Raw genomic sequence first — 26402 nt, 5'->3', positions numbered from 1 at the left:
TCGTCTGAGTCTAATGCTCGTCCTTGTCCGCGGGCGAGCCCGGCGGCACCTTGGCCCCGGCGAGCAGGCCGGCCAGTTCCACCTGCCGCTTCAGCCCGGTCTTCGCCAGCACTGCCTTGAGCTGGTTGCGCACGGTTTCGCGGGAGATGCCGAAGGCTCCGGCGATCGTCTCGATCGTTCGTCCTTCGCCGATGCCGCGCGCGACGCGCGCTTCCGCCGGCGTCAGGTCGAACAGACCTTGCAGCACCTCCGCGGTCGGCACCTCGGACGGTACCACCGGCGTCACCATCACGATCGCCGCCGCGCGGTCGAACAGGTCCTGCGCCGCGCCGTGGATCGGAACCAGGTGCACGATTAGCGGCGGACGATCATCCTGCGCCGCGATCGGCACCGAGCGCACCTCCACGGTGATGAAGCCCTGATCGAGTGCCGCCAGCGCCTGCGCGAACAGCGGATCGGCCGCCGCCGATGCCAGCGTGAGGCGATCGGTGCGGTCCTGCATCACGTCGGGCACCAGGCGGTCGAACAGCGTGTTGGCGGTCATCAGCCGGCCGCCGCGGCGAAGCACTGCCGCGGGCAGGCCGAGCATCGCCAGCGATTCGGTCGCGGCCCTGGCGCGCTCCATGCCGAGCCGCGCCGACAGCAGCGCCGCGCGCGCCAGATGCGGCCGCAGCGCATCGAGCTGCTCGATCGCTTCCTTTTCTATCGGACCACGATGGTATTCGCGTTCGACGCTGTAGATCAGCACCTCGCCGCTCGGCACCGGGATCGCGGTGCCGGCGCCCCAACCGAGCCCGCGCGGGCGGAAGAATTCGCGAATCTGCAGATCCTGCTGCACCTCCTCGGGTGAAGCGAACACGTCGATGTCGCGCAGGAAGCCGGCATGGTTGGCCGCGAGCAGGCGCGGCAGCCGGCCGTTGCGCTCATGCCAGCGGCCCTCGACATAGGCAACGGTGTCCTCGTGCATGTCGGGAGAAGCGATCCAGCGCATGTCCTGCGGCGCCGCCGTCAGCAGCACGATGCCGCGCGCGCTCGCGATATTGCTGACCTGATGCAGCACGTTCGGCCACAGCTCCGGCACCACGGCAGCTTCATAGGCCAGTTCGATCAGATGCGCGTGCAGCTCATTCGTCATCGGCCGTTCCGGAGTCTTTTGTTGTCTTGCGGATAAACCCGCCGCGTCTGGACATATTCCGTTAGAGCAATTCGCGCCGATGCGGGAGTCCGTGACATTCCGGGGCTGCGCGATCAGCATCAAGAGAGGCGAGAGCCACAGCAACGATAGACTGCTTGGTGCGGCTCACGATCTTCATTCGCCGGAGAGTTACAATCTTAAGTAGTAACGCGTCGAGGCGTTGCGGCTGTCGTGACGATCCGAAACATTCGGAAGCCTCCTGAAACACATCGAGCGAGAATTGCGCTGGCGAACGGTCCGTTGCCGTCGCATGCTTGCAGCGGCGCGGATCGTTCGATGATGGAGATGGCTTGAGGGAGGATTGATGATCAGCCGCAGGGCGCTGTCCGGATTGTTGATGACGCTGGTCGGGCCCGCCTCGGTCACCGGCAGCGACACGCTGGGACTGAGCCATTGCCGCGGATCCTGCGCCAATGTCGATCTGCCGTCGCTCGGCTATGAGGCGTTCTGCCGTTCCTTCTTCGATATCGCCGCAGCCGGAAAGCTGCGCGGGGAGGCGACGGGGGCGGTGATCCGCCGCGAGATGCGATCGCTGTTCCGTCAACATCGTCTCTATCGGCCGACGGGCAGCGAAATGCGCGTGCTCTGGCGCGGCACCGCCGATGGGTTCTCGGTCGTGAAGGTCGAGTTCGATCTGGAATGCGGCGTGCCCGTGCGCGGATGCCTCGGCATTCCCGATCGCGGCGTCAGGGGATTGATGCTGCTCGCGCACGGCATGGCGGCGACACCGGAGCGCTGCTTCGCCGACAGCGATCCGGACTACATGAATGCGATCGGCAGGCAGCTCTGCCAGGACGGCTATGTCGTCTGGTGCCCCTACATCGTCCAGATCGGAAATCAGGAAAGCCAGAACAACATCGCCGCGATGCTGGCCTCGCACGGTGTCTCCGCCCACAATGTGTCGTGCGCGGCGATCGATGCCGGCGAATTGGTTTGCCGGATGCTGACCGGCGTGTCCGGGCTCAATGCCGGTGTGTACGGCGCCTCCTGGGGTGCGTTCCTCGCGCTGCATCTGGAGGCCGCAACCGGACGGATGCGGCCGACCGTCGTCTCCGGCTATATGCGCGATGAGACCGCATACCTGACATCGCCGATCCTGACGAAGAATCTCGGCATCGAGCTCGCGTCCTACATCCACTTCAGCAACAGCCGCGCCAAATATGTCGGACGGGAATTGGCGAGCCTGATCTGCCCGTGTCCATTGCATGTCGAGATCGGCAGACGCGACGCGGCGAACGCGGTCGACTGCGGCCGCGAGCGCAAATTCGCGGAGATGCAATCGGTCTACGCATTGTCGGGCCATCCGGATCTGATCGGCATGACCGTGTTCGACGGCGTGCACGAGGTCAGTGGCAGAGCCGCGCGGCCATGGCTGCAAGAGCGGCTGGCATCGCCCGCCTATGAGGCCACGTCGCGTCTGAAGAACGCGATCGCCTTGTGAGGCTGCGCGCACCGGCGTCGACCGGATTGAGACATTTCCAAGGCCGCTCCAAGGCTCGCCGCTTTCACGATCATGCGGATCAACGGTTGCGTGGCGAGGATTGTCGGCGCCGGATTTCCCACGTTATGATCCGCTGCAGTGCAGCTTTGCTCAGCCTGTTCGGCGCGCGCCCGAGGCAACTCGGCGTCACGTCCTCCATGGGTTGGGCAAACACGAACGGTACGGATAGCATGCGCGGTCGGATATCTGGTCTTCTCGTACCGGCGGGATTGGCGTTCGCCATGATGTCGGCGGCCGATGCCCAGACGCCGCCGGCGGGGCCTCCGGCCGTCGGGATCATCGAGACCGTCAAGCGGCCGGTCACCCAGACCAACGAGTTTCTGGGACGCATCGTGGCCACCAACCGCGTCAACGTGGTCGCCCGCGTCACGGCCTTCCTGGAAAAGCGGAACTTTGTCGAAGGCGCCGAGGTCAAGGCCGGCGACCTGCTGTATCAATTGGAACGCGGCCCGTTCCTCGCCGACCTCGAATCGAAGAAGGCGCAGGTCGCGCAATTGCAGGCCACGCTGGCCAACGCGGTGCTGACCACCAACCGCGCCAAGACGCTGCTCGGCGGACCCGCCGGCCAGCAATCGACTTATGATGCCGCGGTCGCCAACCAGCAGAGCCTCGAGGCGCAGGTGCAGGCCGCGCAGGCACAGGTCGACCTGTCGCAGATCAATCTCGACTACACCCAGATCCATTCGCCGATCGACGGCCGGATCGGGCGCACCGCCGTCACCGAGGGCAACGTGGTGACGCCGAGTTCCGGAACCCTGACCACCATCGTCAGCCAGGACCCGATGTATGTCACCTTCCCGGTGCCGGTGCGCGAATCGCTTGATCTGCGCGAGCGCTACGCGACGCGCGGCGGCTTCAAGGCGGTGGTGATCCGGGTCCGTCTGCCCGACGGCCGGCTCTACGACAAGGTCGGCACGCTCAACTTCGTCGACAACACCATCGCGCAGAACACCGACACCATCACGCTGCGCGGAACCATTCCCAACCCGTCGCTCTACAATTCAGCCGAGACCGGCGGCCCGGTTCGCGAGCTCACCGACAATGAATTCGTCACCGTCCTTCTGGAGGGCGTGGAGCCGGTCGAGGTGCTGGCGATCCCGCGCTCGGCGGTGCTGTCGGACCAGCAGGGCGAGTATGTCTACGTCGTCGGCGCGGAGAACAAGGCCGAGCAGCGGCGGATCACGCTCGGGCAATCGACCTCGACGATCGCGGCAGTGACCAAGGGTCTTTCGCTCGGCGACAAGGTGATCGTCGAGGGACTGCAGAAGGTGAAGCCGGGCCAGGTGGTCGCGCCGGGGCCGGCCAGCGCGCTGATCCAGTCGAGCATGAAGGCGTCGGCTGATGGCACCAGCCGGCCGGGCGCCGCGGGCGGCAACCCATGATATCAGCGGTTTTCGTCGATCGTCCGCGGCTTGCGATCGTCATCGCGTTCGTGATCACGATCGCGGGCGCGCTGGCACTGCTGCAGATCCCGGTGGCCCAGTTCCCGGACATCGTGCCGCCGCAGGTCACGGTGTCGGCGGTGTTTCCCGGCGCGTCCGCCGAGGTGGTGGAATCCAGCGTCGCGCAGCCGCTGGAGGCGCAGGTCGTAGGCGTCGACAAGATGCTCTACATGAAGTCGACCAGCGGCAATGACGGCAGCTACACGCTGACCGTCTCGTTCGCGCTCGGCACCAACCCCGACATCAACACCGTCAACGTCAACAACCGCGTGCAGAGCGCGCTCGCGCAATTGCCGACCGAGGTGCAGGCGCAGGGCCTGACGGTGCAGAAGAAGTCCTCGGCCGTGCTGCAGTTCATCGTGCTGTACAGCAAGAGCGGCGAGCAGGACCCGCTGTTCATCACCAACTACGCTATCATCAATGTGCTCGACGCGATATCGCGCACGCCCGGCGTCGGACAGGCCTCGCTGTTTGCCAAGCTGAACTACTCGATGCGGATCTGGTTCGACACCCAGCGGCTCACCAGCCTCAATCTGGCACCGTCGGACGTGATCGCCGCGATCCGCGCGCAAAGCGTGCAGGCGCCGGTCGGCCGAATCGGCGCCCGCCCGATCAGCAACGACCAACAGTTCCAGTTCAACGTGCAGACGCAGGGGCGCCTGACCACCTCGGAACAGTTCGGCAACATCGTGCTGCGCGCCAATTCGGACGGCTCGGTGCTGAAGATCAAGGACGTCGCCCGCGTCGAGATCGGTGCCCAGAACATGGACTCGGAATCGCGGATCGACGGCAATCCCGGTGTGCCGATGGGCATCTACCTCGCCCCCGGCGCCAATGCCGTGACGACGGCCAACGCCGTGCAGGCGACGCTCGCGCGCCTCTCGGAGCGGTTTCCGCCGGGCCTGACCTACCTCGTGCAGTACGACTCCACGACTTTCGTCTCCGACACGATCAAGGAAGTGATCAAGACGCTCGGCGAAGCCTTCGTGCTGGTCGTGATCGTGGTGTTCCTGTTCCTCGGCAATCTGCGCGCCACGGTGATTCCGGCGGTCGCGGTGCCGGTCAGCCTGATCGGCACCTTCGCGGTGCTGCTGGCGCTGGGCTATTCCGCCAATACGGTGTCGCTACTGGCGATGGTGCTCGCGATCGGCATCGTGGTCGACGACGCCATCGTGGTGGTGGAGAACGTCGAGCGCGTGATGGAGGAAGAGCCGGAGCTGTCACCGGCCGAGGCCACCAAGAAGGCGATGGCGCAGATCACCGCGCCGATCATCGCGATCTCGCTGGTGCTGCTCTCGGTGTTCGTGCCGATCGCCTTCATTCCCGGTATTTCCGGCACGCTGTTCCGGCAGTTCGCGGTGACGATCAGCGCGGCGATGGTGATCTCGGCGCTGAACGCGCTGACGCTGTCGCCGGCGCTGTGCGCCGTGTTCCTGCGCCATGGCGGGCCGCGCCGCGGCATCATGGGGCGCGTGCTCGACGGCATCGACTGGGTGCGCGACCGCTACGCCGGAATGGTGCGGCGGCTGCTCCGCGTCGCGATGCTGTCGATGGTCGCCGTTCTTGTGTTCGCCGGCGCGATCTTTGGCGTGTCGCGGGTCACCCCGACCGGCTTCTTGCCCGAGGAGGACCAGGGCGCGTTCTTCATCGCCGTGCAACTGCCCGACGGCGCGTCGGTGGCGCGCACCAGCGAGGTGACCAAGCAGGTCGAGGCGCTCTTGAAGAAGAACCCGGCGATCGACCACGTGCTGTCGATCATCGGCTTCTCGCTGCTCGACGGCGCCAGCGAGCCGAACTCGGCCTTCATGGTGGCGCGCATGAAGCCGTTCGCCGATCGCACCGCTGCGGCCGCCTCGGTGCAGGCCGCGATCGGGCAGACCTTTGCTGCCGGGTCGCAGATCCGGCAGGCCTCGGTGCTGCCGTTCAACCTGCCGCCGATCATCGGGCTATCGACCTCCGGCGGCTTCGAATATCAGCTCGAGGCGCTGGAAGGCCAGGATCCGGCCGCGCTCAGCAGCGTGATGGGCGGGCTGATCGGCGCGGCCAACCGCGACCCGCGGCTGACGCGGGTGTTCTCGACCTTCACTGCGACCAATCCGTCGATCTATCTCGACATCGATCGCGCCAAGGCGCAGGCGCTCGGCCTCAACATGGCCGATGTCTTCACCGCGCTGCAGGCGACGCTCGGCGGCATCTACGTCAACAATTTCAACCTGTTTGGTCGCACCTGGCAGGTCAACGTGCAGGGCGACGCGGCCGACCGCCGCGACATCCCGGACATCTGGCAGATCTATGTGCGCAACTCCGGCGGCCAGATGGTGCCGATCCGCTCGATCGCATCGTTGCGGATCGTCACCGGCCCGCAGGTGATCACGCGCTACAACAACTATCGCTCGGTCACGGTGAACGGCGGGCCGGCGGTGGGCGTGTCGTCGGGCACCGCGATCGCGGCGATGGCCGGGATCTCCAGGGCGACGCTGCCGTCGGGCTATTCGTATGAATGGACCGGCACCGCGTATCAGGAGCAGGCGGCCTCCGGCCAGACCGGCATCATCCTCGGGCTCGCCGTGCTGTTCGCCTATCTGTTCCTGGTCGGGCTGTATGAGAGCTGGACGATCCCGATCCCGGTGCTGCTGTCGGTCGCGGTCGGCGTGTTCGGCTCCTATCTCGCCATCAAGGTCGCGGGACTGAACCTCGATCTCTACGGCCAGATCGGCCTCGTGGTGCTGATCGCACTCGCCGCCAAGAACGGCATCCTGATCGTCGAGTTCGCCAAGGAGCAGCGCGAGGCCGGCAGATCGATCACCGACGCCGCGATCACGGGATCGCAGATGCGCTTCCGCGCGGTGATGATGACCTCGATCGCCTTCATCCTCGGCCTGGTGCCGCTGGTGGTCGCAACCGGTGCTGCCGAGATCAGCCGCCGCGCCGTCGGCACTGCGGTGTTCGGCGGCATGCTCGCGGCAAGCTCGATCGGCATCTTCCTGGTGCCGATGCTCTACGTCACCTTCCAGCGCATGCGCGAGGCCGTGAAACGCCGTTTCGGCGGCAAGGCGCAGGAGGCCCACGACCATGCGGGATAGCGCATCGCGGGACGGCCGCTAGCGGAACGGCGCCAGGATCTCGAGCAGGCGTTCGCGGTTGTCCTTGCCGATCTTGTCGATGACGTGCCGTTCATGCTCGGCGGCGAGCAGCTTGAACTGGCGCAACGATGCTTCGCCTGCCCCGGTCAGGTGGAGGGCATGGCTCCTTCGGTCGGTCTTCGAAGCCGCACGGGTGACGAGATTGCGCTGCTCGAGGGCATCAAGCAGATGCACGAGGCGCGCGCGCTCGATGCCGAGGCGCTTCGCCACCGCCATCTGGGTCGGGCCCGGATTGGCCGCGATCACGGTCAGCACCGAATACTGCGTCGGCGTGATGTCGACCGCCGCCAGCGTCTTGATGAAGTCCTGGAAGATCCAGAGCTGGAACCGCCGCACCGCGTATCCGACATGTCCGGCCAGGCCATCAAGACCGACGTCGACATCCGCCGGCTCGATCTTCTTCGTCCTTGGCCCTTCGGCGCCTGTCTTGCGCTTGGCTTGCGGGGCACGAGCTGCCACGTCGCGTCTCCTGTTCGGCCTTCATCCTATTGCGTTGGACGAGACGGCTCAATGATTGTTGTCGACCACAACAGTCGGCCGTCGCCGATTCCCTGCCAGGAGGGCTCGTCCCGCCGGCCGGGCGCGGCGGGCCGGAGAACTCGGCCGGAGCCGGCGCGTTATAGCCACGGGTGAGCCGCGACTTCGGCGCAAATATTTGCGATAATGGAGGTTCGTTCCGGGCTGACCGCAGCTTGTCCAGGGAGTTTGGTGATTGAGTGTTGCCTTTACCAAGGAGGAAAGCGCCGAGACCGCGGCCGAAACGCTGTTGCCGGACCGCCCGATCTCGCCGCATGCCAATCTGGTCACCGAAGCGGGATTGCGCGCCCTAAAGGCCCAGCTCCGGGAGGCGCGCCAAGCCTACGAGATCGCGCAGCAGCTCGACGACGTCAACGAGCGGCGCCGCCAGTCGGCCGTGCCGTTGCGCGACACGCGCTACTTCACGGAGCGGCTCCGCACCGCCCAACTCGTCCCGCCCCCTGCCTCGACCGAGACGGTGGCGTTCGGCAGTACGGTGACGTTCAGCCGTGCCGACGGCCGCGTGCAGACCTATCGCATTGTCGGGGAGGATGAGGCCGATCCGAAGGCAGGCTCGATCTCGTTCGTGTCTCCGGTCGCGCGGTCGCTGATGGGCAAGGCGTCGGGCGACGTCGTCGGCACGGGCAATCAGGAGCTCGAGATCGTCGCGATCGCCTGACGGCCTCGCCGGCTTTCGCCAGCATGCTGCAACGTGCTTCACGGTGACGCGCACGTGATCCACGCCGCGCATTCCCGGATGCCGCCGGCGGGTTCCTTTATCTTTCAGTAAGCACGTTGACGCTAGACTCCAGCCAGTGAGTTGCGTTGGAGTTAGCCAAGTGATCGATTTTGACGAACTGCGGGACCTCGCAGCCGACGTCCGCATCTTCATTGAAGCGTCTGACGACAAGGCCAGCGCGCTCAGGGCGATCGTCACGGCATACGACGTCGTCGTCGGAATCTTCCCGTCGAACAGCGGTACCGACCTGCACGTGATCAAGGGGCATGATGTCCTCGATCAGATCGCCCGCTCGCAGACCTCGGACGACTACACCCACACCGCGATCGCCTTCCAGAACCGCGAACAGGCGGTCGCGCTCCAGCACGCGCTGGCGGCCTGATTCAGCTTTCTCTTGATCGCGCCGGTGCGTATTTGCCCGGCGCAAGACGGCTGGGAATGGCGCACCCGACACGATTCGAACGTGTGACCTTTGCCTTCGGAGGGCAACGCTCTATCCAGCTGAGCTACGGGTGCGTGCAGGGCATCATTTAGCTGATTGGTCCCCCCTCGGCAACGGCGTTGTCCGGCCGCCTGCACGCTGTAAACTGCCCGCGCCAATATGACAGGCCGTGGAAAAAGGCCGTCTTCGAGGGAGTTTGCCCATGCGTCCGCTGGAATTCGGCTGGTATCTGCCCACGCATGGCGACACCACGGCCTATGGGCTGATGGAGGCGCAGGTCGCGGGCTCGCCGGAACTCTGCGAGCGCGTGGTCAAGGCGGCCGAGGATGCCGGCTTCGAATATCTGCTGATCCCGGTCGGCTCAGTCTGCTGGGAGGCCTGGATCACCGGCGCGTTCATGGCGGCGCGCTCGCAGCGGATCAAGCCGCTGATCGCAGCGCGGCCGGGCTACATCAATCCGGTACTGCTCGCCAAGATGATCTCGACCTTCGACCAGATGTCGGGCGGTCGGATCTGCATCAACCTGATCGCGGGCCAGAACGAGAGCGAGGTCGAGGCCGAGGGCGTGCGCCAGCCCAAGGAAGAGCGTTACGCGCTGATGGAGGAGGAGGTCTCGATCCTCAAGGCGCTTTGGACCACCCGCGGTCCGGTGCATTTCGAGGGCAAGTTTCACACCATCTCGGGCGCACATATCCGGCCACGGCCGCTGCAGCAGCCGTTTCCAAAATTCTATCTCGGCGGCGGCTCGCGGCAGGCGTGGGAATTGTCGGCGAAGCATTCCGACGTGCATCTGTTCTGGGGCGACCTGCCCGAGCGCATCGCGCAGAACATCGCGGAGATCAGGCAGATGGCGCGCCTCCATGATCGCGAGGATGCGATCGGTTTCGGCATGCGGCTGCAGGTGATCTGCCGCGAGAACGAGACGGATGCCTGGGAGGCCGCCGACCAGCTGGTGCGCCACGCCACCGAGCGGCAGAAGCAGGAGATGAAGACGCTCTACACCCGCTCGGAGGCCAACCAACGCGTCCAGCAGCTCGCCCGTGACTATGGCGATCTCCTGATGCCGCATCTTTGGACCGGCATCACCAAGGTGCGGCCCGGTGCCGGCATCGCTGTGGTCGGCAATCCCGAGCAATGCGCCGACACGCTGCAGCAATTCATCGACGCCGGCTGCCATTCCTTCTGCCTCTCCGGCTATCTGCATGACGAGGAGGCGGAGCGGTTCGGCCGCTTGATCCGTCCGATCCTCGCCGCGAACAACCGAGGGCGGCTGGCGGCGTGATCCCGAGCGCGCAAGGATGTGATCCGGTTTTCGGTGGCGAGCTTCACCGATCCCGTCCATGATGCGGACGTACGGAAGCGAGACGACAGCCCGATGGAGGACATCGTGAGAATATCCTTGCTCGCGTTTCTGACTGCAGCTGGACTGCTTGGCTTTAGCCCGGCCTATGCCGCAGACGGCTGCGGCGTGGGCTGCCACGCCACCGTCGCGGGCGCCTGCGTGATCGACGGCTGGGGGACTGGCGCGCGCGTGCGGAACGAATGCCCCGCCACCTCGCGCCCCCGACCGCCTTGCGGCGGCACTGGCTTCGTCTGGCGGCGCGACCTCAAGGCCTGCTCGCAGACCACGAAGGACTGGCTGTAGAGCGTGATCCGGAAAAGTGTGAAGCGGTTTTCCGAATAGATCCATGCTCAAATTAAGAGCGGCGGCGCGTTACGCCGGCACGATCGCCTTGCCGATCGGCCACAGCGCGATGCCGGCGAGCTTGAGGTGTGCCCATGCGAAGGGCAGGCCGATGATCGTCACCGCGAGCAGGATCGCAGTGATCAGATGGCCGAGCGCGAGCCACCAGCCGGCGAGGATGAACCAGATGAGGTTGCCGATCAGGCCGAGCGGCCCGGTGCCGATATCGGCCTGACCGGTCAATTCGTCGCGGCGCACCGCGCGCGAGCCGAACGGCAGCAGTGTGTAGGCGGCGATGTTGAAGGCGGCGCGCGCCCACGGTAGGCCGATGATAGTGATCGCCATGATCACGGCGGCGATCAGCCAGCCGAACGCCATCCAGGCGCCACCGATCAGAATCCAGAGGATGTTCAGCAGTATAGACACGGGCTGCATGGCCGACACCTTTTCCGCCGCCGAGGATCGCACTCTATATAGGCGCGCGGCCCGTACGGCGATAGGTGCGGTTGAGCCCCGCGAGAGGCCGTGTCCGCGCGCTACCGGCGGAAGCCGCTGGCGCGCGAATAGCTCTGGCGGCTTTCCTGGGTCGGGCGGGCCGCGAGGCTGGCGCGCGTCTCGCTGACCAGCGAGGCCGCTGGCCGGAGGTCCTCGAGGAAGATCGGCTTGGCGAAGTAATAGCCCTGGGCGTAGCGGATCTTGGTCGCCGCCTGCAGATAGGTGAGCTCCTCGAAGGACTCGATGCCCTCGGCGATCACGGTCATGCCGAGCGCCTCGCTCAGCGATTCGATGGCGCGCAGGATGCCCTGGCTACGCGGCCGCTTGTGAATGTCCGTGATGAAGGAGCGGTCGATCTTGATTTCGTCGGCGGTGATGTCGGCAAGCGCCGACAGCGACGAATAGCCGATGCCGAAATCGTCGATCGCGATGCCGACGCCGATACCGCGCAGGATCGGCAGGATCTCGTCCTGGAACTGCGATCGGGTGATGAACGCATCCTCGGTCACCTCGATCATGAAGCGTTTCGGAAAGCCGGTCTCCTCCAGCGCCCGCGCGAACGGGCGCATGAAGTCGATGTTGGCGGCCTGCTTGGCGGCGACATTGATGCTGATCGTCGCGTTCGGTCCGAATGTGTCGTTGATCAGGTCGATGGACTTGACGATCTCAGCCAGCACCAGGAACGTCAGCTCGTCGATCAGCCCGAGCTCGACGGCGAGGTTGATGAAGGTGCCGGGCGCCTGGATCACGCCCTCGTCGTCGCGCAGCCGCACCAATGCCTCGATGCCCGTCACCTCCTGGGTGCGGATATCGACCTTGGCCTGGAACGCGCAGCAGAAGCGCTTCTCCAGGATCGCCAGACGCAGCGACTGCTCGATCTTCATCCGCGCCAGCGCCTCGCGCTCCATGCTGAAGTCGAAGAACGCGGTCGAGCCCTTGCCGTTGTTCTTGACGCGGTACATCGCGATGTCGGCGTTCTGTCGCAGCTCCTCGTAGTTGTTGCCGTGCCCGGGATACAGGCTGACGCCGATCGACGTCGAGGCGAAGATCTCGGCCTCTTCGATGAAGAACGGCGCTTTCAGCCGCTCCTGCATGGTGTGGATGAACTCGGAGACTTCGCGGTCGCTATTGATGGGACTCAGCAGCAGCAGGAATTCGTCGCCGGAGATGCGCGACAGCATGTCGGTGTCGCGCAAGGCGTGGCCGAGCCGCTTCGACAATTGAACCAGCAGCGCGTCGCCGATCGCGTGGCCGTAATAGTCGTTGATGTGCTTGAAATTGTCGACGTCGAGGAAAGCGAGCGCGAAATGACCGTTGCGGTCGTCGCGGATCAGGCTGTTGACCCGGTGCTCGATCACGCGCCGTGTCGGCAGACCGGTCAGCTCGTCGTAATAGGCGGAACGGAACAGCTGGTCTTCGAAGGCCTTCTGCTCGCTGATGTCGGTCGAGGTCGAGATCAGCAGGCTGCGTCCGCCGATCTGCACCGGGCGGTGCGAAGTCAGGAACACGTGCCGGGATGCGCCGCTGACCAGCACCTCCTCGAGCGCCACCGGGCGGCCGTTGCGCAGCATTTCGAGACAGGCGGCATGCCGGTCGTCGGTCGGCGACGTTGGCGTACCGGCATTGGCGGCAAGTTGCAATTGCGCCGTCGCCGCTTCGTTCATCAAGATGAATTCGCCGCGTTCATCCTGCACGGTGACGCCGGCGGGCAGCAGATGGAGGAGGTCACGCAGGATGCGCAATTCATTGCTGAAATTGCCATCGTGACCGGTCGGCAAAACGTCGGATTGCAAATCGTGTTCAGTGAAATCATGCATGCGCGAAAGCTTCGCAAAGTCCGTTGTAGTTTTGGTTAAGCGGAGCTGTGAAATACCGTGACACGGTGAGGCCGCGGCAGCTTTCGCAACCGGTGCGGCAATCGTCATTAACAGAGTATCAATGCGCAGCGGCGCTGCTTGCGAAAGCGATTGCGGTTCGCGCGGTTGCGATCCTGCTTCAGAACGAAACGTCGCGCGGCGTCGAAAAGCGGCTGTGCACGCCTGTGGATATCTAGGCGCTCGGAATCTTGCACTGCATCGTGCAGTGAACACCGGTCTTCAGGTAACTGATCTCGGTCTTGCCGTCGAACGGCCGCAGCACCGATTTCAGCAGCTTGGTGCCGAAACCCGCTTCGCCGACGGTCTCCAGTGCCGGTCCCTCGTTCTCGTCCCAGATCACGGTGAGACGGCCGTCGTCGACCGTCCAGGACACCTGCAGCAGCCCGCGCGGCGAGGAGAACGCGCCGTACTTTCCGGCATTGGTGGCGAGCTCGTGGAAGATCAGCGCCAGCGACACCGCGAGCTTGGCCGGCAGGAACAGCTGGTCGCCATTGAGGTTGAAGCGCACATGGCCGTAGGGTCCGAGCTCCGAGCGGAGCAAATCCCTGATATCGCAGCCATAGCCGTCGACCCGCGCAATCAGATCGTCGGTCGCCGAGAGCGCGCGGATGCGGTGGTCGATGCGCTGCCAGACATCGGGCCGGTCCTGCAATGCCTGATGCAGCACGGCATGAATGGTCGAGGACTTGTTCTTCAGGCGGTGTTGCAACTCGTCGATCAGCAGCTTGCGGTACTGCTCCTCGTCGGTCAGCCGTCGCGAGATCTCGCGCTGCTGCGCAACCAGGGAGCGATAGTGCTCGACGCCCCAGATCGCGATGCCGCACACCACCCAGAAGATCATCAGCAGCGCAAAGCGCGCCGGATCGACCGTCGCGGTTGAGAAATTGATGATCACGCCGAGCAGGCCGCTCGCCAGTGCGGTGGCCACCCCGGTCCGAAAACCGCCGAAGGCGGTGGCAAAGAACACCGCCGGAAAATACGGCGTGAAAAACACATCCGGCCGGATCTGGGCGAGCCCGAAGCGCGCGGCCGTGGCCAAAACAAGACAGATCACGGCGAAGCCGGTCGCAAACAGCAGCGACGGCTGGGCATTGCCCTGCCAACACTGCCTGAACTCGTCGATCCATTTCGCCATCTGTCGTTTCACTTCACGTGATTACACGCCCCAAAATAAGGCCGCTGCGACCGAAAAACCGCAGTTGTGTCCTTCCGGCCACAGGTGGACCCGTTTGCGCATCCGCAGCATGTGAGCTTGCGCAGGCGGAGACGGGCAGGGAATATCGCGCCGTCAAAATCGGGGAGGGGATCGGCATGGGACGGCTGGACGGCAAGGTCGCGGTCATTACCGGAGCGACCAGCGGCATCGGGCTGCGCACGGCGGAAATCTTTGTCTCGGAGGGCGCGCGGATCGTGATCGCCGGCCGCCGCGCTGCGGAAGGCGAAGCGCTGGCGCGGCAGCTCGGCCCCGCCTGCCTGTTTCGCCAGACCGACGTCACGGTCGAGGACCAGATGCAGGCGCTGATCGGGCTTGCGGTCGAGAAGTTCGGCCGGATCGACTGCCTGTTCAACAATGCCGGCGGCCCGGCGCAGACCGGCGGCATCGAGGGGCTCGAGGTCGAGCGGTTCGATGCGGCGATGGCGACGCTGGTGCGCAGCGTGATGCTCGGCATGAAGCACGCCGCGCCTTACATGCGCAAACAAGGCTCCGGCAGCATCATCAACAACGGCAGCATCGCCGGCCGCCTCGCCGGCTTCTCGTCCTCGATGGTCTACGGCGCGGCCAAGGCGGCGGTGATTCATCTCACCCGATGCGTGGCGATGGAGCTCGGCGAGTCCGGCATCCGCGTCAACTCGATCTCGCCCGGCGCGATCGCCACCGGCATCATCGGCAAGGCGCTCGGCCTGCCGACCGAGACCGCCGAGCAGACGGCCTCCGTGATGCGCGAAGTGTACAAGGCGGCGCAGCCGATTCCGCGGGCCGGCCTGCCTGACGACATCGCGCATGCCGCGGTGTTCCTGGCGAGCGACGAGTCGAGCTTCATCAACGGCCACGACCTCGTGGTCGACGGCGCCATCACCGGCGGCCGCAACTGGACCCAGCAGCAGGCCGGCTATGTCGCCCTGCGCAAGGCATTCGATCAGGGTTCTGCGTAACAGGCGCAGCTTCGCCAATGCGGAGGTACGAGAGCCATGAACCCGCAGCTCGAGCGCAAGCTGCGCTATCTCGGCGCCATCATCGTCGCCGCCGTCCTCGCGAGCGTGCTGGTTAATCTCTCCCTGGGCCGCCACGCCTCGACGCAGCTTCTGGTCGGCGCCTGCTATGCCCTGGTCACCTGTATTGCGATCGGAGGCATCGAGCTCTTCGTCCTCCAGTTGTGGAATTGGCTCACGCGTCTGTCCTTCACCGCCAATCTGGCGGTCCGCAGCACGATCTATGCCGCCATCATCATTGCCGTCCAGCTGTTGCAGCCCGGCGAGCTCGCCGTCGGGTTGCCGCGCGAGACATCGTTGCAGGCCTTCTGGCTCGGCATCGTCTATTCCGCCGTGATTTCGGTGCTGCTCAATCTCGGCTTCAGCACCGCGAACCTGATCGGGCCGCGTGTCTTCATGAATTTCGTCACCGGCCGCTATCATACTCCGGTCGAGGAGAACCGCTTCGTGCTGTTCGTCGACATCGCCGGATCGACCGGCCTCGCCGAGCGGCTGGGTGGCGTCGGCATCCACTGCTTCCTCGACCGCACCTTCCGCCTGCTCACCGAGTCGGTCGTCGACTATCGCGGTGAGGTGCTGAACTATATCGGCGACGAGATCATCGTGACCTGGCCGCAGGGCAGGGGCGCGGTCGATTGCCGGCCGCTGCGGTGCTTCGTTGCGATGCGCGCCGCTCTGTTGAAGGCTGCGCCGCAGTTCGAGCGCGAGTTCGGCGCGGTGCCGCGGATCCGCGGCAGCCTGCATTTCGGGCCCGTCATCGTCGGCGAGATCGGCGACGTCAAGCCGGCCATCGTCTTCAACGGTGATGTCATGAACACCGCGGCGCGCCTTGAGGAGCTGAGCCGCAAGGTCGACGGCGGCTTCATCGCCTCGCGCGCGGCGATGGCACGCTTTGAGGCGGCGCCGCCGTTCCCCCTGCACGATCTCGGCACCCTGCCGATCCGCGGACGCGTCGACGGCATTGCAGTGGTGGGGATCGGCGCGGCGGCGTAGCGCTTCACCCCTTCGGTGCTCTGTTCCTGCAAGCGGTACCGGATGATACGGAGAGCGTGCGCGGTGACGATTCTCATCGTGCTATAAGGCAAACGGGATGGGGCAAGCTGCCCCCAAAAAGGATACGACCGCGTGACCAACTCGCCGTTCCGGCGGATGACCGAGGCGCCGGACTTCTGGCGCTTGTGGTATGTCGGCCTGATCGTCGCCACCGTGCGCTGGATCGAGACCGTCGCGGTCGGGGTCGTCGTCTACCAGCGCACCGAATCGGCGTTTCTGGTCTCGATGATGACCATGCTCCGTCTGCTTCCCATGGGTCTGTTCGGGGTGCTGCTCGGCGCGCTCGCCGAACGCTTTGATCGCGGCCGGACGCTGCTCATCGTCGTGCTGCTGATGAGCGTCACCTCGGTGGTGCTCGCAGTGCTGGATCGAACCGGACAACTCGAGATCTGGCATCTCGCGGTCGCCAGCTTCATCAACGGGTGCGGCTGGTGCACCGACAACCCGGTGCGCCGCGTGATGATCGGCGAGGTCGTGGGTCGCGAAAAGATGGGCACCGCGATGTCGCTGGACGTCGGCGCCAACAATGCAAGCCGCATGATCGGTCCTACCATCGGCGGATTTCTGCTCGCCGGGGCGGGCATTCAGGGTGCCTTTATCCTGAGCGTGCTGATGTATTGCACCGCGCTGTGGGCAATCTTTGCCGTCAGCTCGCGCATTCCTCGCACGGCGGACTCCGGCGCCGTGCTGGCGAGGATCGCCGAGGGATTCGCCTTGGTGCGTACCGACAAGCGGCTCATCGGCGTGCTGGTCGTGACCGTGATCTACAATATCTTCGCCTGGCCTTTTACCAGCATGATTCCGGTCATCGGGCTCGACCGCCTGCATTTGGGTCCGGAAGGCGTGGGCTTGCTGTCGAGCGTGGACGGGATCGGCGCTTTCGCCGGCGCGCTGCTGGCCGCGCTGTGGCTGACCCCGAAATGGTACGGCCGGACCTATCTTTGCGGTGTGGTCTGCTACTTGATTGCCGTGGTGATCTTCGCGCTGGTGCAAAGCCCGGCGCTGGCCGGTGCGGCCCTGCTGCTGACCGGATTGGCCGGCGCCGGCTTTGCGACGATGCAAGCGACCCTGGTCTATCTCGCCGCGCCGCCGGACATGCGCTCGCGCATACTCGGCATCCTGACCGTCTGCATCGGCACGGGACCGATCGGCTTCCTCTGGTTGGGCTGGCTCGCAGATCGCATCGGGGCACATAACGCGACGGCCCTGACCGCCGCTCTTGGTTTGCTGGCCATGGCCGCGACCCGGCGCTGGTGGAAGGATATTTGAAGAGGAAGGCGTCCACTCGCCGACGGCCGTTGTGAACGACGCCTTGTGCCGATGTGGGTCATCGTGCTCGATCCGATCCGGGAACTTCTCAGACGTGTGGTGATAGCGGATCGTTCATCGAACCGACCCCAAGCTTGGCGTGACTTATTCCTTGGGCGCAAGTCTCGATCACGCGAGGGAGGCAGTTCATGCCACTGACCGAAGGCGACGTCCTGGATACACTGAGCGACCCGGTAGCGCTTGGCATCGAGCTCTACGTCGACAAGATCCATGTCAAAGGGGAATATCTGACCACGGTGCGCGATCACATTCGCGCCGGAAACATCTTGGTGAAGGGCGGTACCCAGGATCTCGCCTTCTACGATCAGACCGCGGATGTTCTATTGACGCAGAAGAAGTCGCCGCCGGCAGATGACGGCGATCGGGCGCTGTTGCTGCATGAATGCGTCCACGCCATGATCGACGTCTATGATCCGGACGGCAAGGTTACGCGTCACATGGGCGAATTGGCCGCCTATCTCACTCAAACGACCTATACCGTTCGAAAGAATCCGTCGGCCAACCGCAATGGCACGGCTCCGTGGGACAAGTTCTGGGGAGACCTTTACGCCACGGTGCGCGCCAACAAGCTCGACACCACCGCCGGCAACGGCGCCAGGATTCCGGCGGCGACACTCGAAAACCTGCGCGTGCAACTCGCCGCCTTGCCGTCCGTGAACTATGGGAATTTCAGCAAGGAGGCGACCGGCGTATCGGACGGGTTGACCCGCATGAACCTGTTTCTGTCGACCTCCGATGAGCCCGTCTCCATGCGATCGTCGAGCGTTGCCTACGAGGCCTATCCGGATCCGAGCGATGACTACCTGATCAGCACATTGATGAAGGCGTATGCGAGCAGTGATGTAAAGGGCTATGGCGGCCGCCTGCGCCGGCTGCGTCGGGACTTCCTTTATTGCTCGCTGTCTCGTGCGCATGTGCTCAAGAAGCGGCTTGCGCTGCGGAAGCGGGGAGACCGGCTTTCCGAACTGTTCCACGATCGCCTCTCGCGTGGCGGCCGCGGAATCCTTCTCCGTGTCCTTGCGCTGCGAGGCTGACCGGCGCCTCGCGCAATTGCCCTACGCCGGCTTCACCAACACCCGCAGCCCATCGCGCGGCTTAGGGATCGGCCACATCTGCCACTCGGCCCTGTAGCCCTGCGGCAGCGACACTTCGAGATTCTGCAGGAAGTGCCGGGCGAAGCATTTTGCCTGCATGTACGCAAAATGCAGGCCGAGGCACATATGCGCGCCGCCGCCGAACGGCACCCAGGCGAAGCGATGCCGGCCGCGCTGCGCCTCGTCGGTGAAGCGCATCGGATCGAACCTGTCGGGCTCTGGCCAGATCTCCGCCATGTGGTGGGTGAACAGCGGATTGGCGCCGACCACGGTGCCGGCCGGAATCGCAAAGCCCTTGAACGAGAAGTCGCGCACCGCGCGCCGCGGCATCGAGGGCACCGGCGGCTTCAGCCGCAGCGCTTCCTTGAACGCCATCTCCGACAGCGGCAGGGCGTTGAGCTGATCGAGGCTGGTGGGCTGGCCGGCGGCGACACCGAGCGCGACGACCTCGTCGCGCAGCTTGTGTTGCCAGTCGGGATTGGCCGCGAGCTCGCCGACGAACGAGGTCAGCGATGAGGTCAGCGTGTCGTGCGCGGCCATCATCAGGAAGCTCATATGGTCGATGATGTCCTGCTCGGAGAGTAGCGCGCCGTCCTCATGGGTGGCCTGGCACAGTTGCGAGAACAGATCGTCGCCGCCGCCGCGGGCGCGGCGGATCGGGATCTGCTCGGCGAAATAGGCGATGATGCGTTTACGGCCGGCGACGCCGCGCGCCATCTGCGTGAACGGCAGCGGCTTGCGGATCGGCGCGACGGCGGCCGCGACCATGTCGACGAAGGCGCGGTTGATCTCGTCGACCTCCGGCCCGATATCGGCGCCGAGGAACGAGGTCGCGGCGAGGTCGAGGGTGAGCTGCTTCATCGCCGGATAGATCAGCATCTCGCCGGGCCTTGCCCTCCACTGCGCGACGCGGGCCGCGATGCCCTTGTCGAGCTCGGTGAAATAGGACTTCATCGGCTCGGACTTGAAGGCGACGGACAGAGCGCGGCGGTGCACGCGGTGCTCGTCGAAGTCGCGCAGCATCAGGCCCTTCGGAAACAGCAGCCCGAGAATCGGGCCCCAACCGAGCTCGGAGGAGAACAGCTTGGCCTGGTCGAACAGCAACAGCTCGTTGGCGTCGGGGCCGAGCATCGTGACGCTGGTCTCGCCGAACAAATGGGTGCGGTAGACGGGGCCGAATTTCGCGGCGCTCCGCTCGACATAGCCCTTGGGGTCGGCCAGCGCCTCCAGCGTCTTGCCGATGAACGGCCAGCCTTCGTCACCCGGAATATGGGTCAGCGAGTTGCGCTTCGTTGGCGTGAACGCGTGGGACGTAGGCGCCACACTCTGCATCGACATGGCCGTTGCTCCGATAAGGGACGCTATCGCTTAGCCGTGGCAGGTAAATAACCCTTTGCGGGCCGATTGCATAGCATCGATGCATGTCATCGGCCGCGCATGCCGACGCAGGATCGTGCTAGGCTGGCAGAAAATGAGGCGGAAGGGGAGAAAAGGTCATGCCGGTTCGTGCTTTTGTGATCGCGTTCACACTGTGCTGTGTTGCCGTCGCGTCCGCGGCCGCGCAGACCAAGCCGAAGGTCACGAGCCTCGGGCCGGATTACCCCAAGACCGAAATCTTCATCGGCAACAGCTTCTTCTACTTCAACAACAGCATGCACAGCCATGTGCTGGCGATGCAGCGCGCCGCCGATCCGGCGCACCGGCAGGACTATCGCGCCACCTCGGTGACGATCGGCGGCTCCGGCTTCGACTGGCATGATGTCGACAGCTACTTCCGGCCCGATGCAATCGGCAAGTATTCGTTCGACGACAACAACAACGTCGTATTCAACAAGCCCGGCAAGTTGTTCGACGCCGCGATCATGATGGATTGCAGCCAGTGCCCGATCCATCCGCAGCTCAAGTCAGTCTTCACCGAATATGCGAAGAAGGATGCCGACATCGTCCGCAAGCACGGCGCGAGGCCGATCTTCTTCATGTCATGGGCCTATGCCGACAAGCCGGAGATGACGGCGCAACTGGCCGAAGCCTACACCGTCGCCGGCAATGACAACGACGCGCTGGTGATTCCGGCGGGCCTCGCCTTCGCCCGCGCCCACCAGCAGCAGCCCGAGCTCGTGCTGCATGCGATCGACCGCCGTCACCCGTCGGTCGCCGGCACTTATCTCGCGTCCTGCGTGGTGTTCGCGGCGCTCACCGGCAAGTCGCCGGTCGGCAGTTCCTATCGTGCCGGGCTCGATGAGCCGACCGCGGCATTCCTGCAGCAGGTCGCCTGGGACACCGTGCAGGACTATTACGGGAAGTAGGTGCCCTTGCCGGAGCCGTGCTTGATGGCGCCCCCACCCACCGCTGTCATCGCCCGGCTCGACCGGGCGATCCAGTACGCCGCGGCTTCTCGGTTCAATAACCGCCGCCTCTGGAATACTGGATCACCCGGTCAAGCCGGGTGATGACGCCACGTTGTTTGGCTGGCCATCGCGCAACACACTCAGTGTCGTCCCTGCTTTCGCAGGGACGACACTGAGGATGCGGTGCGAGCTCCGCCTTACGCCTTTTGCTTCGCCGCGGCCTTTTGCAGGTCCGGCGCGTTGACGGCGGGGATGGCGACGCGGCCCGGGCCGGTCTGCTGGAGCGCGGCGGCGGCCTTGTCGTTTTCCATGATCTTGGCCATCACGGCTTGGCCTGCGCGCTCGAACACTGCGCGGTTGTCGACCAGGAACTGGCGCGACTTGCGCAGGCCGTCGATATAGCCGTTGATCTCCGGGATCACGTAGCGGGCCACCAGGTCCCAGCTGCGGCGGGTGTTTTCCGGATTGGCCCAATCGTGCGCGAAGCCGACGATGGTGCCGACGCCGCCGGACACCTGTACGAGGTTCTTGATCATCTTCACGAGATCGTCCGGCGTGCCGATGGTCGAGGCCGCGCCCTCGACGAACGCGGTCTTGTCGACGGCTTCGTCGGGCGAGGAGAACGGGCTCAGGCCCGGCCGCATCAGGGTGCCGACATTATATTCGTTGTGCCAGCGCATCAGGCCGGCGCCGGCCTCACGCCGCGCCTGCTCGCGGGTCTCGGCGATGTGCCAGGACAGCAGCACGCGCCAGTTGGCGCGGCTCACCGTGGTGCCGGCCTTCTTCGCCGCGTCCTCGGCGAACTGCCATTGCTGCGGCAGCGCCATCAGGCCCTGGGTCGACATCGAGCCGAGCGAGATGATGCCGATGCCGTATTTGCCGGCCAGCGTCATGCCCGAGGGCGAGATCTGCGAGGCGACGACGAACGGCATCTCCTCCTGCAGCGGCAGGATCTGCAGCGCGGCGTCGTGCATCTCGAACCAGTCGCTCTTCACCGTGACGCGCTCGCCGTTGAACAGGCGGCGGATCACCGCGATCGCCTCGTCCTGGCGGTCGCGCTGGGTCATCGGGTCGATGCCGAGCGTGTGCGCATCGGAGGCCAGCGCGCCCGGGCCGGAGCCGAAGATGGCGCGGCCGCCGGTCATGTGGTCGAGCTGCACCATGCGCTGGGCGACGTTGAAGGGGTGGTGATAGGGCAGCGAGACCACGCCGGTGCCGAGCTTGATGCGCTTGGTGCGCTCGCCGGCGGCAGCCAGGAACATTTCCGGCGAGGCGATCGTCTCCCAGCCCGAAGAGTGATGCTCGCCGCACCAGAACTCGTCGTAACCGAGGTCGTCGAGCTGCTCGACGAAATCGAGGTCGCGGCGGAATTGCAGCATCGGATGCTCGCCGATCGGGTGATGCGGGGCGAGGAAGGCTCCGAACTTGAGGCGCGCCATAGGTCGTTCTCTCCGGATTATCGTTATTGGGGGCTTGTCGCCAACCTACGGGGTGGACCGGGGCAAGGCAATTGCGGCGCCCGCATGGTTGTTGCGCAAATCGGCGGCGATTGCCGCCCTCCGGAATGTTTCCCAGCGCGTCAACGCAAGTCGCGCGGTGCGCGCGGGTCGCGTGGGCGGATGGGTTCGGATGACGGAGCCGTGAGCGCGCGCTTACGTCCGAGGTAATCGAGGTGATGACGGGAATCTGGCGATGATGGCGGCCATGGAAATTCAGGCAGGATCGCTGCGCATGCATCAGATCGTTTCGACCCCGGTGGTCGAGTCATCCCGCCGCTGGTGGGTGCTGGCGACCGTCGTCGCCGCGCAGTTCATGTTCGGCGTCGATGCCTTCATCGTCAATGTCGCGATCCCGACCATTGCCGTGGAGCTGCGGGCGAGCGCGGCGCAGATCGAGGCCGTGATCGCGATCTATCTGATCGCCTATGCCACGCTGGTGGTCACCGGCGGCCGGCTCGGCGATATCCATGGCACACGGAGCGTGTTCATCGCGGGTGTCGCGGGCTTCTCGATCACCTCGCTGTGGTGCGGCCTTGCGCAATCCGGCCCCGAGCTGATCCTGGCGCGGCTGGCGCAGGGCGCGACCGCGGCGCTGATGGTGCCGCAGGTGCTGGCGACGCTGCATCTGTTGTTCTCCGACGCGGCCCGTGCGCGGGCGTTCGCCATCTACGGCATCGTGCTGGGGCTTGCCGGTGCGGCGGGATTCATGCTCGGCGGCGTGCTGGTGACGCTCGATCTCGCCGGCCTCGGCTGGCGCGCGGTGTTCTTCGTCAACGTGCCGTTCGGCGTCATCATAATCGCGGCCGCGCTGAGGATCATGCCGACGGTGCCGCGCCGCGCCGGCACACGGCTGGATATTCCCGGCGCGATCGTGCTGTTCATCGGGCTGCTCTGCCTGATCGGGCCGTTGCTGTTCGGCCATGATGTGCACTGGTCGGCCTGGGTGTGGCTGGTGATGGCGTCAGGCGTCGCCGTCATCGTGGCGTTCGTGCGGCTCGAGCGCGCCGTCGCAAGGCGCGGCGGCATGCCGTTGATCGAGTTGTCGCTGCTGTCGGATGCGGCCTTCATGCGCGGGTTGGTCGCTGTGTTCTTCTTCTTCTTCGCCAACCTGTCGTTCTACCTGATCATGACCATGTTCATGCAGAAGGGCCTGCAGATCCCGCCGCTGCAGGCCGGGCTGGTGTTCGTGCCGCTGGCGCTGACATTCGTGATCGCATCGCGTCACAGCGCTGCGCGGGCGAAGCATCGCGGCACGCTGGTGCTGATCGAGGGCTGCGCGCTGCAGATCGCAGGTCTCGCCGTGCTGGTCGCGACCGTCGAAACGGTCACGACACCGTCGGCGCTGCTGCTCGCGCTCGTGCTGATGGTCTTCGGTTACGGTCAGGGACTGGTGATGGCGCCGCTGTCGAGCGCGGTGCTGTCGAGCGTGAAGCCCGCGAGCGCCGGCGCCGGTTCCGGCATGTACGGCACGACGACACAGATCGGCAACGCCGCGGGTGTCGCCGCGATCGGCGCCGTGTTCTTCGCCGTCGAGACCGCGATGTCGGCACGCATGGCGCTGTTCGCAGCATGCGCATTGTTTGTGCTGTCGATCACGATTTGCGCCGCATTTCTGTCATGGATGCGCCGGGCCGCTGCATGATATGCGGCCGCTTGTCGGAAATATTCGTTGCTTAAACAACGAGATGATCACGCATTAACGCCGATTCTCACGTTTCCGGGGGAACGACAGCATACGGCCTTTCCATTTTGCAGTGCAGCAACTATCTGTTCGGGTAAATCCAACAAGACCCATCACCCCTTCAGGAGTTGCTGTTGTCTCTGGTCAACAACGTCGATTTTCTGCGCCGGCTCCCGACGCTGAATGCGTTCAGCGGTCTGGGAGCCTATGCGCAGGGCGCTGCGCCGACGCCGCTGGTTGAGACGGTCGAGTTCGGCTCAAATCCGGGCGCGCTGAAGATGTTCTCGTTCGTGCCGGCGCAGCTCGCGCCGTCGCCGGCGCTGGTCGTCGTGCTGCATGGCTGCGGCCAGACCGCGGCGTCCTACGATCTCGGCGCCGGCTGGTCGACGCTCGCGGCGCATTACGGTTTTGCGCTGCTGATGCCGGAGCAGCAGGCCGCCAACAACGGCAACACCTGCTTCAACTGGTTCAATCCGGAAGACATCGCGCGCGGCCAGGGCGAAGCCTGCTCGATCAGAGAGATGATCAACCACATGGCCGTTGCGCACAAGATCGATCCGCGGCGCATCCATGTGACCGGATTGTCCGCCGGCGGCGCGATGACATCAGTCATGCTCGCGGCCTATCCTGATGTGTTTGCCAGCGGTGCCATCATCGCCGGCCTTCCGTTCGGCGTCGCCGCCAATCTGCGCGAGGCGCTGCATGCCATGATGCATGGCAGCGCGTTGTCCGCGCCCGAACTCGGCGATCTCGTGCGCAACGCTTCCAAGAACAACGCTTCCAAGCACAACGGCGCCTGGCCGAAGATCTCGGTGTGGCACGGCAGCGCCGACCGCACGGTGCATCCCGGCAATGCCGATGCGATCGTGCGGCAGTGGGTCGATCTTCACGGCCTGCCGGCCGCGGCGATGTCGAAGTCGGACGTCAACGGCCACGCCCGCGAGGTCTGGTGGAATGCCGACGGCCAGACGCTGGTCGAATCCTACAGCATCGCCGACATGGCGCATGGCACGCCGCTCGGGCTCGCCGACAATGACGAGCGTTACGGCGTCGAAGGCGCGTTCCTGATCGAGGCCGGCATCTCGTCGTCGTATCGCATCGCCGAATTCTTCGGGCTGACCGGGCAGGTGCGCCAGCCGCAGATCGCGCCGACCGGCGTGCCGCGCGAAGGGACCGATACGGTCTCGATGACGATCCCGGTGCCGGCGCCGCAGCCCGAAACCGTTGTCGCAGCTGGGCGCCACAGCAAGCGGCCGCAGACCGCGGCACGCAATCAGGTCAACGTCCGCCGGGTCATTACGCGGGCACTGACGGCCGCTGGGCTGATGAAATAGTAAGGATCGCGCGCTAGCGCGATCACATCTCGCCGGTCAGGAACGGGTTCGTCATCCGCTCCTGGCCGATGCTCGATCCCGCGCCGTGGCCGCAGATGAAGCCGACATCGTCGCCGAGCGGCAGCAGCTTCTCCTTGATCGACTGGATCAGTGTCGGATGACTGCCGCCGGGCAAGTCGGTACGTCCGACCGAGCCGGCGAACAGGACGTCGCCGACATGGGCGAACTTCAGCTCCTTGCAGAAGAACACCACGCTGCCCGGTGAATGACCGGGGCAATGCAGGATGTCGAAGGTGAGATCACCGATCGAGACCTGGTCGCCCTCGTCGAGCCAGCGGTCGGGGCCGAAATTGCGCACGCCGGTCATGCCGAAGCGCTCGCCGCTCGAGACCACGTTGTCGAGCAGGTATTTATCCGCGATATGCGGGCCCTCGATCTTGACCTGCAGCGCGTCGCGCAGATCGGCGGCGCCGCCGACATGGTCGATATGGCCGTGGGTCAGCCAGATCTTCTCCACCGTGACGCCGGTCTGCTTGATCGCGGCCTGGATCTTCGGCACGTCGCCGCCGGGATCGATGACGACGGCCTTCTTGGTCGGCTCGTGCCAGATGATGGTGCAGTTCTGCTCGAACAGCGTCACCGGCACGATGATCGCGCCGGCCTTCGGTTTGGTTTCGGTTTTGTCATCCATGCGGGCACCATAGGCTTTGGGTAAGTCCCGTCAACACGGGTTGGAAATGCGTCTACCCCCGTCGTGTGATCCTCATTTGGACCGTGATAAGGTCGCGGTCAGCAGAACAGGATCGCGAGCCGGTTTGG

At 65.1% G+C, this 26402-nt stretch carries 22 protein-coding genes and 1 tRNA gene; 14 read left to right on the top strand and 9 right to left on the bottom strand.

Annotated features, from left to right (window positions below; translation table 11 throughout):
• Positions 1–10 precede the first annotated feature (10 nt).
• Positions 11–1135, bottom strand: a complete 1125-nt coding sequence (locus tag JQ633_RS13980; protein ID WP_211985624.1) for a helix-turn-helix transcriptional regulator — start codon at positions 1133–1135, stop codon at positions 11–13.
• A gap of 364 nt (positions 1136–1499) precedes the next feature.
• Between JQ633_RS13980 and JQ633_RS13975 the strand changes: the two genes are divergently transcribed.
• From JQ633_RS13975 to JQ633_RS13965, 3 genes are all read left to right on the top strand, one after another.
• Complete coding sequence (locus tag JQ633_RS13975; protein ID WP_211985623.1) at positions 1500–2636, top strand: hypothetical protein; 1137 nt, start codon at positions 1500–1502, stop codon at positions 2634–2636.
• Positions 2637–2917: 281 nt separating this feature from the next.
• On the top strand, positions 2918–4078 hold the full coding sequence (locus tag JQ633_RS13970; RefSeq protein WP_249159314.1) for an efflux RND transporter periplasmic adaptor subunit: 1161 nt from the start codon (positions 2918–2920) through the stop codon (positions 4076–4078).
• Complete coding sequence (locus JQ633_RS13965) at positions 4075–7221, top strand: efflux RND transporter permease subunit (RefSeq protein ID WP_211985621.1); 3147 nt, start codon at positions 4075–4077, stop codon at positions 7219–7221. The genes JQ633_RS13970 and JQ633_RS13965 overlap by 4 nt, the downstream gene beginning before the upstream one ends.
• A gap of 18 nt (positions 7222–7239) precedes the next feature.
• Here JQ633_RS13965 and JQ633_RS13960 read toward each other — a convergent pair whose 3' ends face one another.
• Positions 7240–7677 carry a MarR family winged helix-turn-helix transcriptional regulator gene (locus tag JQ633_RS13960; protein ID WP_349631565.1) on the bottom strand — a complete coding sequence of 146 codons (438 nt, stop codon included), beginning with the start codon at positions 7675–7677 and terminating at the stop codon, positions 7240–7242.
• Between the two features lie 316 nt (positions 7678–7993).
• Here JQ633_RS13960 and greA point away from each other — a divergent pair, with 316 nt between their 5' ends.
• Together greA and JQ633_RS13950 are read left to right on the top strand one after the other, a co-directional pair.
• Positions 7994–8476, top strand: a complete 483-nt coding sequence (gene greA / locus JQ633_RS13955; RefSeq protein ID WP_211985619.1) for a transcription elongation factor GreA — start codon at positions 7994–7996, stop codon at positions 8474–8476.
• A 160-nt stretch (positions 8477–8636) separates the two neighbouring features.
• Positions 8637–8918, top strand: a complete 282-nt coding sequence (locus JQ633_RS13950; RefSeq protein ID WP_211985618.1) for a hypothetical protein — start codon at positions 8637–8639, stop codon at positions 8916–8918.
• A 57-nt stretch (positions 8919–8975) separates the two neighbouring features.
• Here JQ633_RS13950 and JQ633_RS13945 read toward each other — a convergent pair.
• Positions 8976–9052, bottom strand: a tRNA-Arg gene (locus tag JQ633_RS13945).
• A gap of 128 nt (positions 9053–9180) precedes the next feature.
• On the opposite strand from JQ633_RS13945, the gene JQ633_RS13940 reads away from it, so the two are divergent.
• The gene (locus tag JQ633_RS13940) at positions 9181–10260 is read left to right on the top strand and encodes an LLM class flavin-dependent oxidoreductase (protein ID WP_211985617.1); all 1080 of its coding nucleotides are present in this window, start codon (positions 9181–9183) and stop codon (positions 10258–10260) included.
• A 105-nt stretch (positions 10261–10365) separates the two neighbouring features.
• A complete protein-coding gene (locus JQ633_RS13935; RefSeq protein WP_349631562.1) occupies positions 10366–10623 on the top strand; it encodes a GCG_CRPN prefix-to-repeats domain-containing protein in 258 nt (85 codons plus the stop codon).
• 69 nt (positions 10624–10692) lie between these two features.
• Here JQ633_RS13935 and JQ633_RS13930 read toward each other — a convergent pair whose 3' ends face one another.
• The 3 genes from JQ633_RS13930 to JQ633_RS13920 form a co-directional block, all read right to left on the bottom strand.
• On the bottom strand, positions 10693–11097 hold the full coding sequence (locus tag JQ633_RS13930; RefSeq protein ID WP_211985616.1) for a YccF domain-containing protein: 405 nt from the start codon (positions 11095–11097) through the stop codon (positions 10693–10695).
• Between the two features lie 101 nt (positions 11098–11198).
• A complete protein-coding gene (locus JQ633_RS13925; protein ID WP_211985615.1) occupies positions 11199–12974 on the bottom strand; it encodes a putative bifunctional diguanylate cyclase/phosphodiesterase in 1776 nt (591 codons plus the stop codon).
• A 232-nt stretch (positions 12975–13206) separates the two neighbouring features.
• Positions 13207–14169, bottom strand: coding sequence for a sensor histidine kinase (locus JQ633_RS13920; protein ID WP_211985614.1), 963 nt, complete (start codon positions 14167–14169; stop codon positions 13207–13209).
• 176 nt (positions 14170–14345) lie between these two features.
• Here JQ633_RS13920 and JQ633_RS13915 point away from each other — a divergent pair, with 176 nt between their 5' ends.
• From JQ633_RS13915 to JQ633_RS13900, 4 genes are all read left to right on the top strand, one after another.
• Positions 14346–15188: an SDR family NAD(P)-dependent oxidoreductase gene (locus JQ633_RS13915; protein WP_211985613.1), complete on the top strand. Its 843-nt coding sequence runs from the start codon at positions 14346–14348 to the stop codon at positions 15186–15188.
• A 36-nt stretch (positions 15189–15224) separates the two neighbouring features.
• On the top strand, positions 15225–16238 hold the full coding sequence (locus JQ633_RS13910) for an adenylate/guanylate cyclase domain-containing protein (protein WP_211985612.1): 1014 nt from the start codon (positions 15225–15227) through the stop codon (positions 16236–16238).
• Positions 16239–16370: 132 nt separating this feature from the next.
• The gene (locus JQ633_RS13905) at positions 16371–17567 is read left to right on the top strand and encodes an MFS transporter (RefSeq protein WP_211985611.1); all 1197 of its coding nucleotides are present in this window, start codon (positions 16371–16373) and stop codon (positions 17565–17567) included.
• 188 nt (positions 17568–17755) lie between these two features.
• Complete coding sequence (locus tag JQ633_RS13900; protein ID WP_211985610.1) at positions 17756–18661, top strand: hypothetical protein; 906 nt, start codon at positions 17756–17758, stop codon at positions 18659–18661.
• A 21-nt stretch (positions 18662–18682) separates the two neighbouring features.
• Here JQ633_RS13900 and JQ633_RS13895 read toward each other — a convergent pair whose 3' ends face one another.
• Complete coding sequence (locus tag JQ633_RS13895; protein WP_211985609.1) at positions 18683–20059, bottom strand: cytochrome P450; 1377 nt, start codon at positions 20057–20059, stop codon at positions 18683–18685.
• Between the two features lie 158 nt (positions 20060–20217).
• On the opposite strand from JQ633_RS13895, the gene JQ633_RS13890 reads away from it, so the two are divergent.
• Positions 20218–21027, top strand: a complete 810-nt coding sequence (locus JQ633_RS13890; RefSeq protein ID WP_211985608.1) for a hypothetical protein — start codon at positions 20218–20220, stop codon at positions 21025–21027.
• 239 nt (positions 21028–21266) lie between these two features.
• Here JQ633_RS13890 and JQ633_RS13885 read toward each other — a convergent pair whose 3' ends face one another.
• Entirely contained in the window at positions 21267–22508 is a 1242-nt protein-coding gene (locus JQ633_RS13885) for an LLM class flavin-dependent oxidoreductase (protein WP_211985607.1), read from the bottom strand.
• Positions 22509–22800: 292 nt separating this feature from the next.
• Here JQ633_RS13885 and JQ633_RS13880 point away from each other — a divergent pair, with 292 nt between their 5' ends.
• Positions 22801–24210: an MFS transporter gene (locus tag JQ633_RS13880; protein WP_211985606.1), complete on the top strand. Its 1410-nt coding sequence runs from the start codon at positions 22801–22803 to the stop codon at positions 24208–24210.
• Positions 24211–24383: 173 nt separating this feature from the next.
• Positions 24384–25583, top strand: coding sequence for an extracellular catalytic domain type 1 short-chain-length polyhydroxyalkanoate depolymerase (locus JQ633_RS13875; protein ID WP_211985605.1), 1200 nt, complete (start codon positions 24384–24386; stop codon positions 25581–25583).
• Between the two features lie 22 nt (positions 25584–25605).
• Here JQ633_RS13875 and JQ633_RS13870 read toward each other — a convergent pair whose 3' ends face one another.
• Positions 25606–26274: an MBL fold metallo-hydrolase gene (locus tag JQ633_RS13870; protein ID WP_211985604.1), complete on the bottom strand. Its 669-nt coding sequence runs from the start codon at positions 26272–26274 to the stop codon at positions 25606–25608.
• Positions 26275–26402 lie beyond the last annotated feature (128 nt).

The sequence above is a fragment of the Bradyrhizobium tropiciagri genome (genome assembly GCF_018130505.1).
Lineage (GTDB): Bacteria > Pseudomonadota > Alphaproteobacteria > Rhizobiales > Xanthobacteraceae > Bradyrhizobium > Bradyrhizobium tropiciagri_B.
The sequence above is the reverse complement of the archived record's forward strand: the minus strand, read 5'-3'. Positions and strand labels throughout refer to the sequence as shown.

What these genes read in the sequence shown, in the direction of transcription:
- JQ633_RS13970 (WP_249159314.1), top strand. Translation starts at nt 2,918, where the DNA reads ATGATGTCGGCGGCCGATGCCCAGACGCCGCCGGCGGGGCCTCCGGCC.
- JQ633_RS13940 (WP_211985617.1), top strand. Translation starts at nt 9,181, where the DNA reads ATGCGTCCGCTGGAATTCGGCTGGTATCTGCCCACGCATGGCGACACC.
- JQ633_RS13900 (WP_211985610.1), top strand. Translation starts at nt 17,756, where the DNA reads ATGCCACTGACCGAAGGCGACGTCCTGGATACACTGAGCGACCCGGTA.
- JQ633_RS13880 (WP_211985606.1), top strand. Translation starts at nt 22,801, where the DNA reads ATGCATCAGATCGTTTCGACCCCGGTGGTCGAGTCATCCCGCCGCTGG.
- JQ633_RS13910 (WP_211985612.1), top strand. Translation starts at nt 15,225, where the DNA reads ATGAACCCGCAGCTCGAGCGCAAGCTGCGCTATCTCGGCGCCATCATC.
- JQ633_RS13980 (WP_211985624.1), bottom strand. Translation starts at nt 1,135, where the DNA reads ATGACGAATGAGCTGCACGCGCATCTGATCGAACTGGCCTATGAAGCT.
- JQ633_RS13890 (WP_211985608.1), top strand. Translation starts at nt 20,218, where the DNA reads ATGCCGGTTCGTGCTTTTGTGATCGCGTTCACACTGTGCTGTGTTGCC.
- JQ633_RS13920 (WP_211985614.1), bottom strand. Translation starts at nt 14,169, where the DNA reads ATGGCGAAATGGATCGACGAGTTCAGGCAGTGTTGGCAGGGCAATGCC.
- JQ633_RS13930 (WP_211985616.1), bottom strand. Translation starts at nt 11,097, where the DNA reads ATGCAGCCCGTGTCTATACTGCTGAACATCCTCTGGATTCTGATCGGT.
- JQ633_RS13870 (WP_211985604.1), bottom strand. Translation starts at nt 26,274, where the DNA reads ATGGATGACAAAACCGAAACCAAACCGAAGGCCGGCGCGATCATCGTG.
- JQ633_RS13975 (WP_211985623.1), top strand. Translation starts at nt 1,500, where the DNA reads ATGATCAGCCGCAGGGCGCTGTCCGGATTGTTGATGACGCTGGTCGGG.
- JQ633_RS13925 (WP_211985615.1), bottom strand. Translation starts at nt 12,974, where the DNA reads ATGCATGATTTCACTGAACACGATTTGCAATCCGACGTTTTGCCGACC.
- JQ633_RS13895 (WP_211985609.1), bottom strand. Translation starts at nt 20,059, where the DNA reads ATGTCGATGCAGAGTGTGGCGCCTACGTCCCACGCGTTCACGCCAACG.
- JQ633_RS13885 (WP_211985607.1), bottom strand. Translation starts at nt 22,508, where the DNA reads ATGGCGCGCCTCAAGTTCGGAGCCTTCCTCGCCCCGCATCACCCGATC.
- JQ633_RS13915 (WP_211985613.1), top strand. Translation starts at nt 14,346, where the DNA reads ATGGGACGGCTGGACGGCAAGGTCGCGGTCATTACCGGAGCGACCAGC.
- JQ633_RS13965 (WP_211985621.1), top strand. Translation starts at nt 4,075, where the DNA reads ATGATATCAGCGGTTTTCGTCGATCGTCCGCGGCTTGCGATCGTCATC.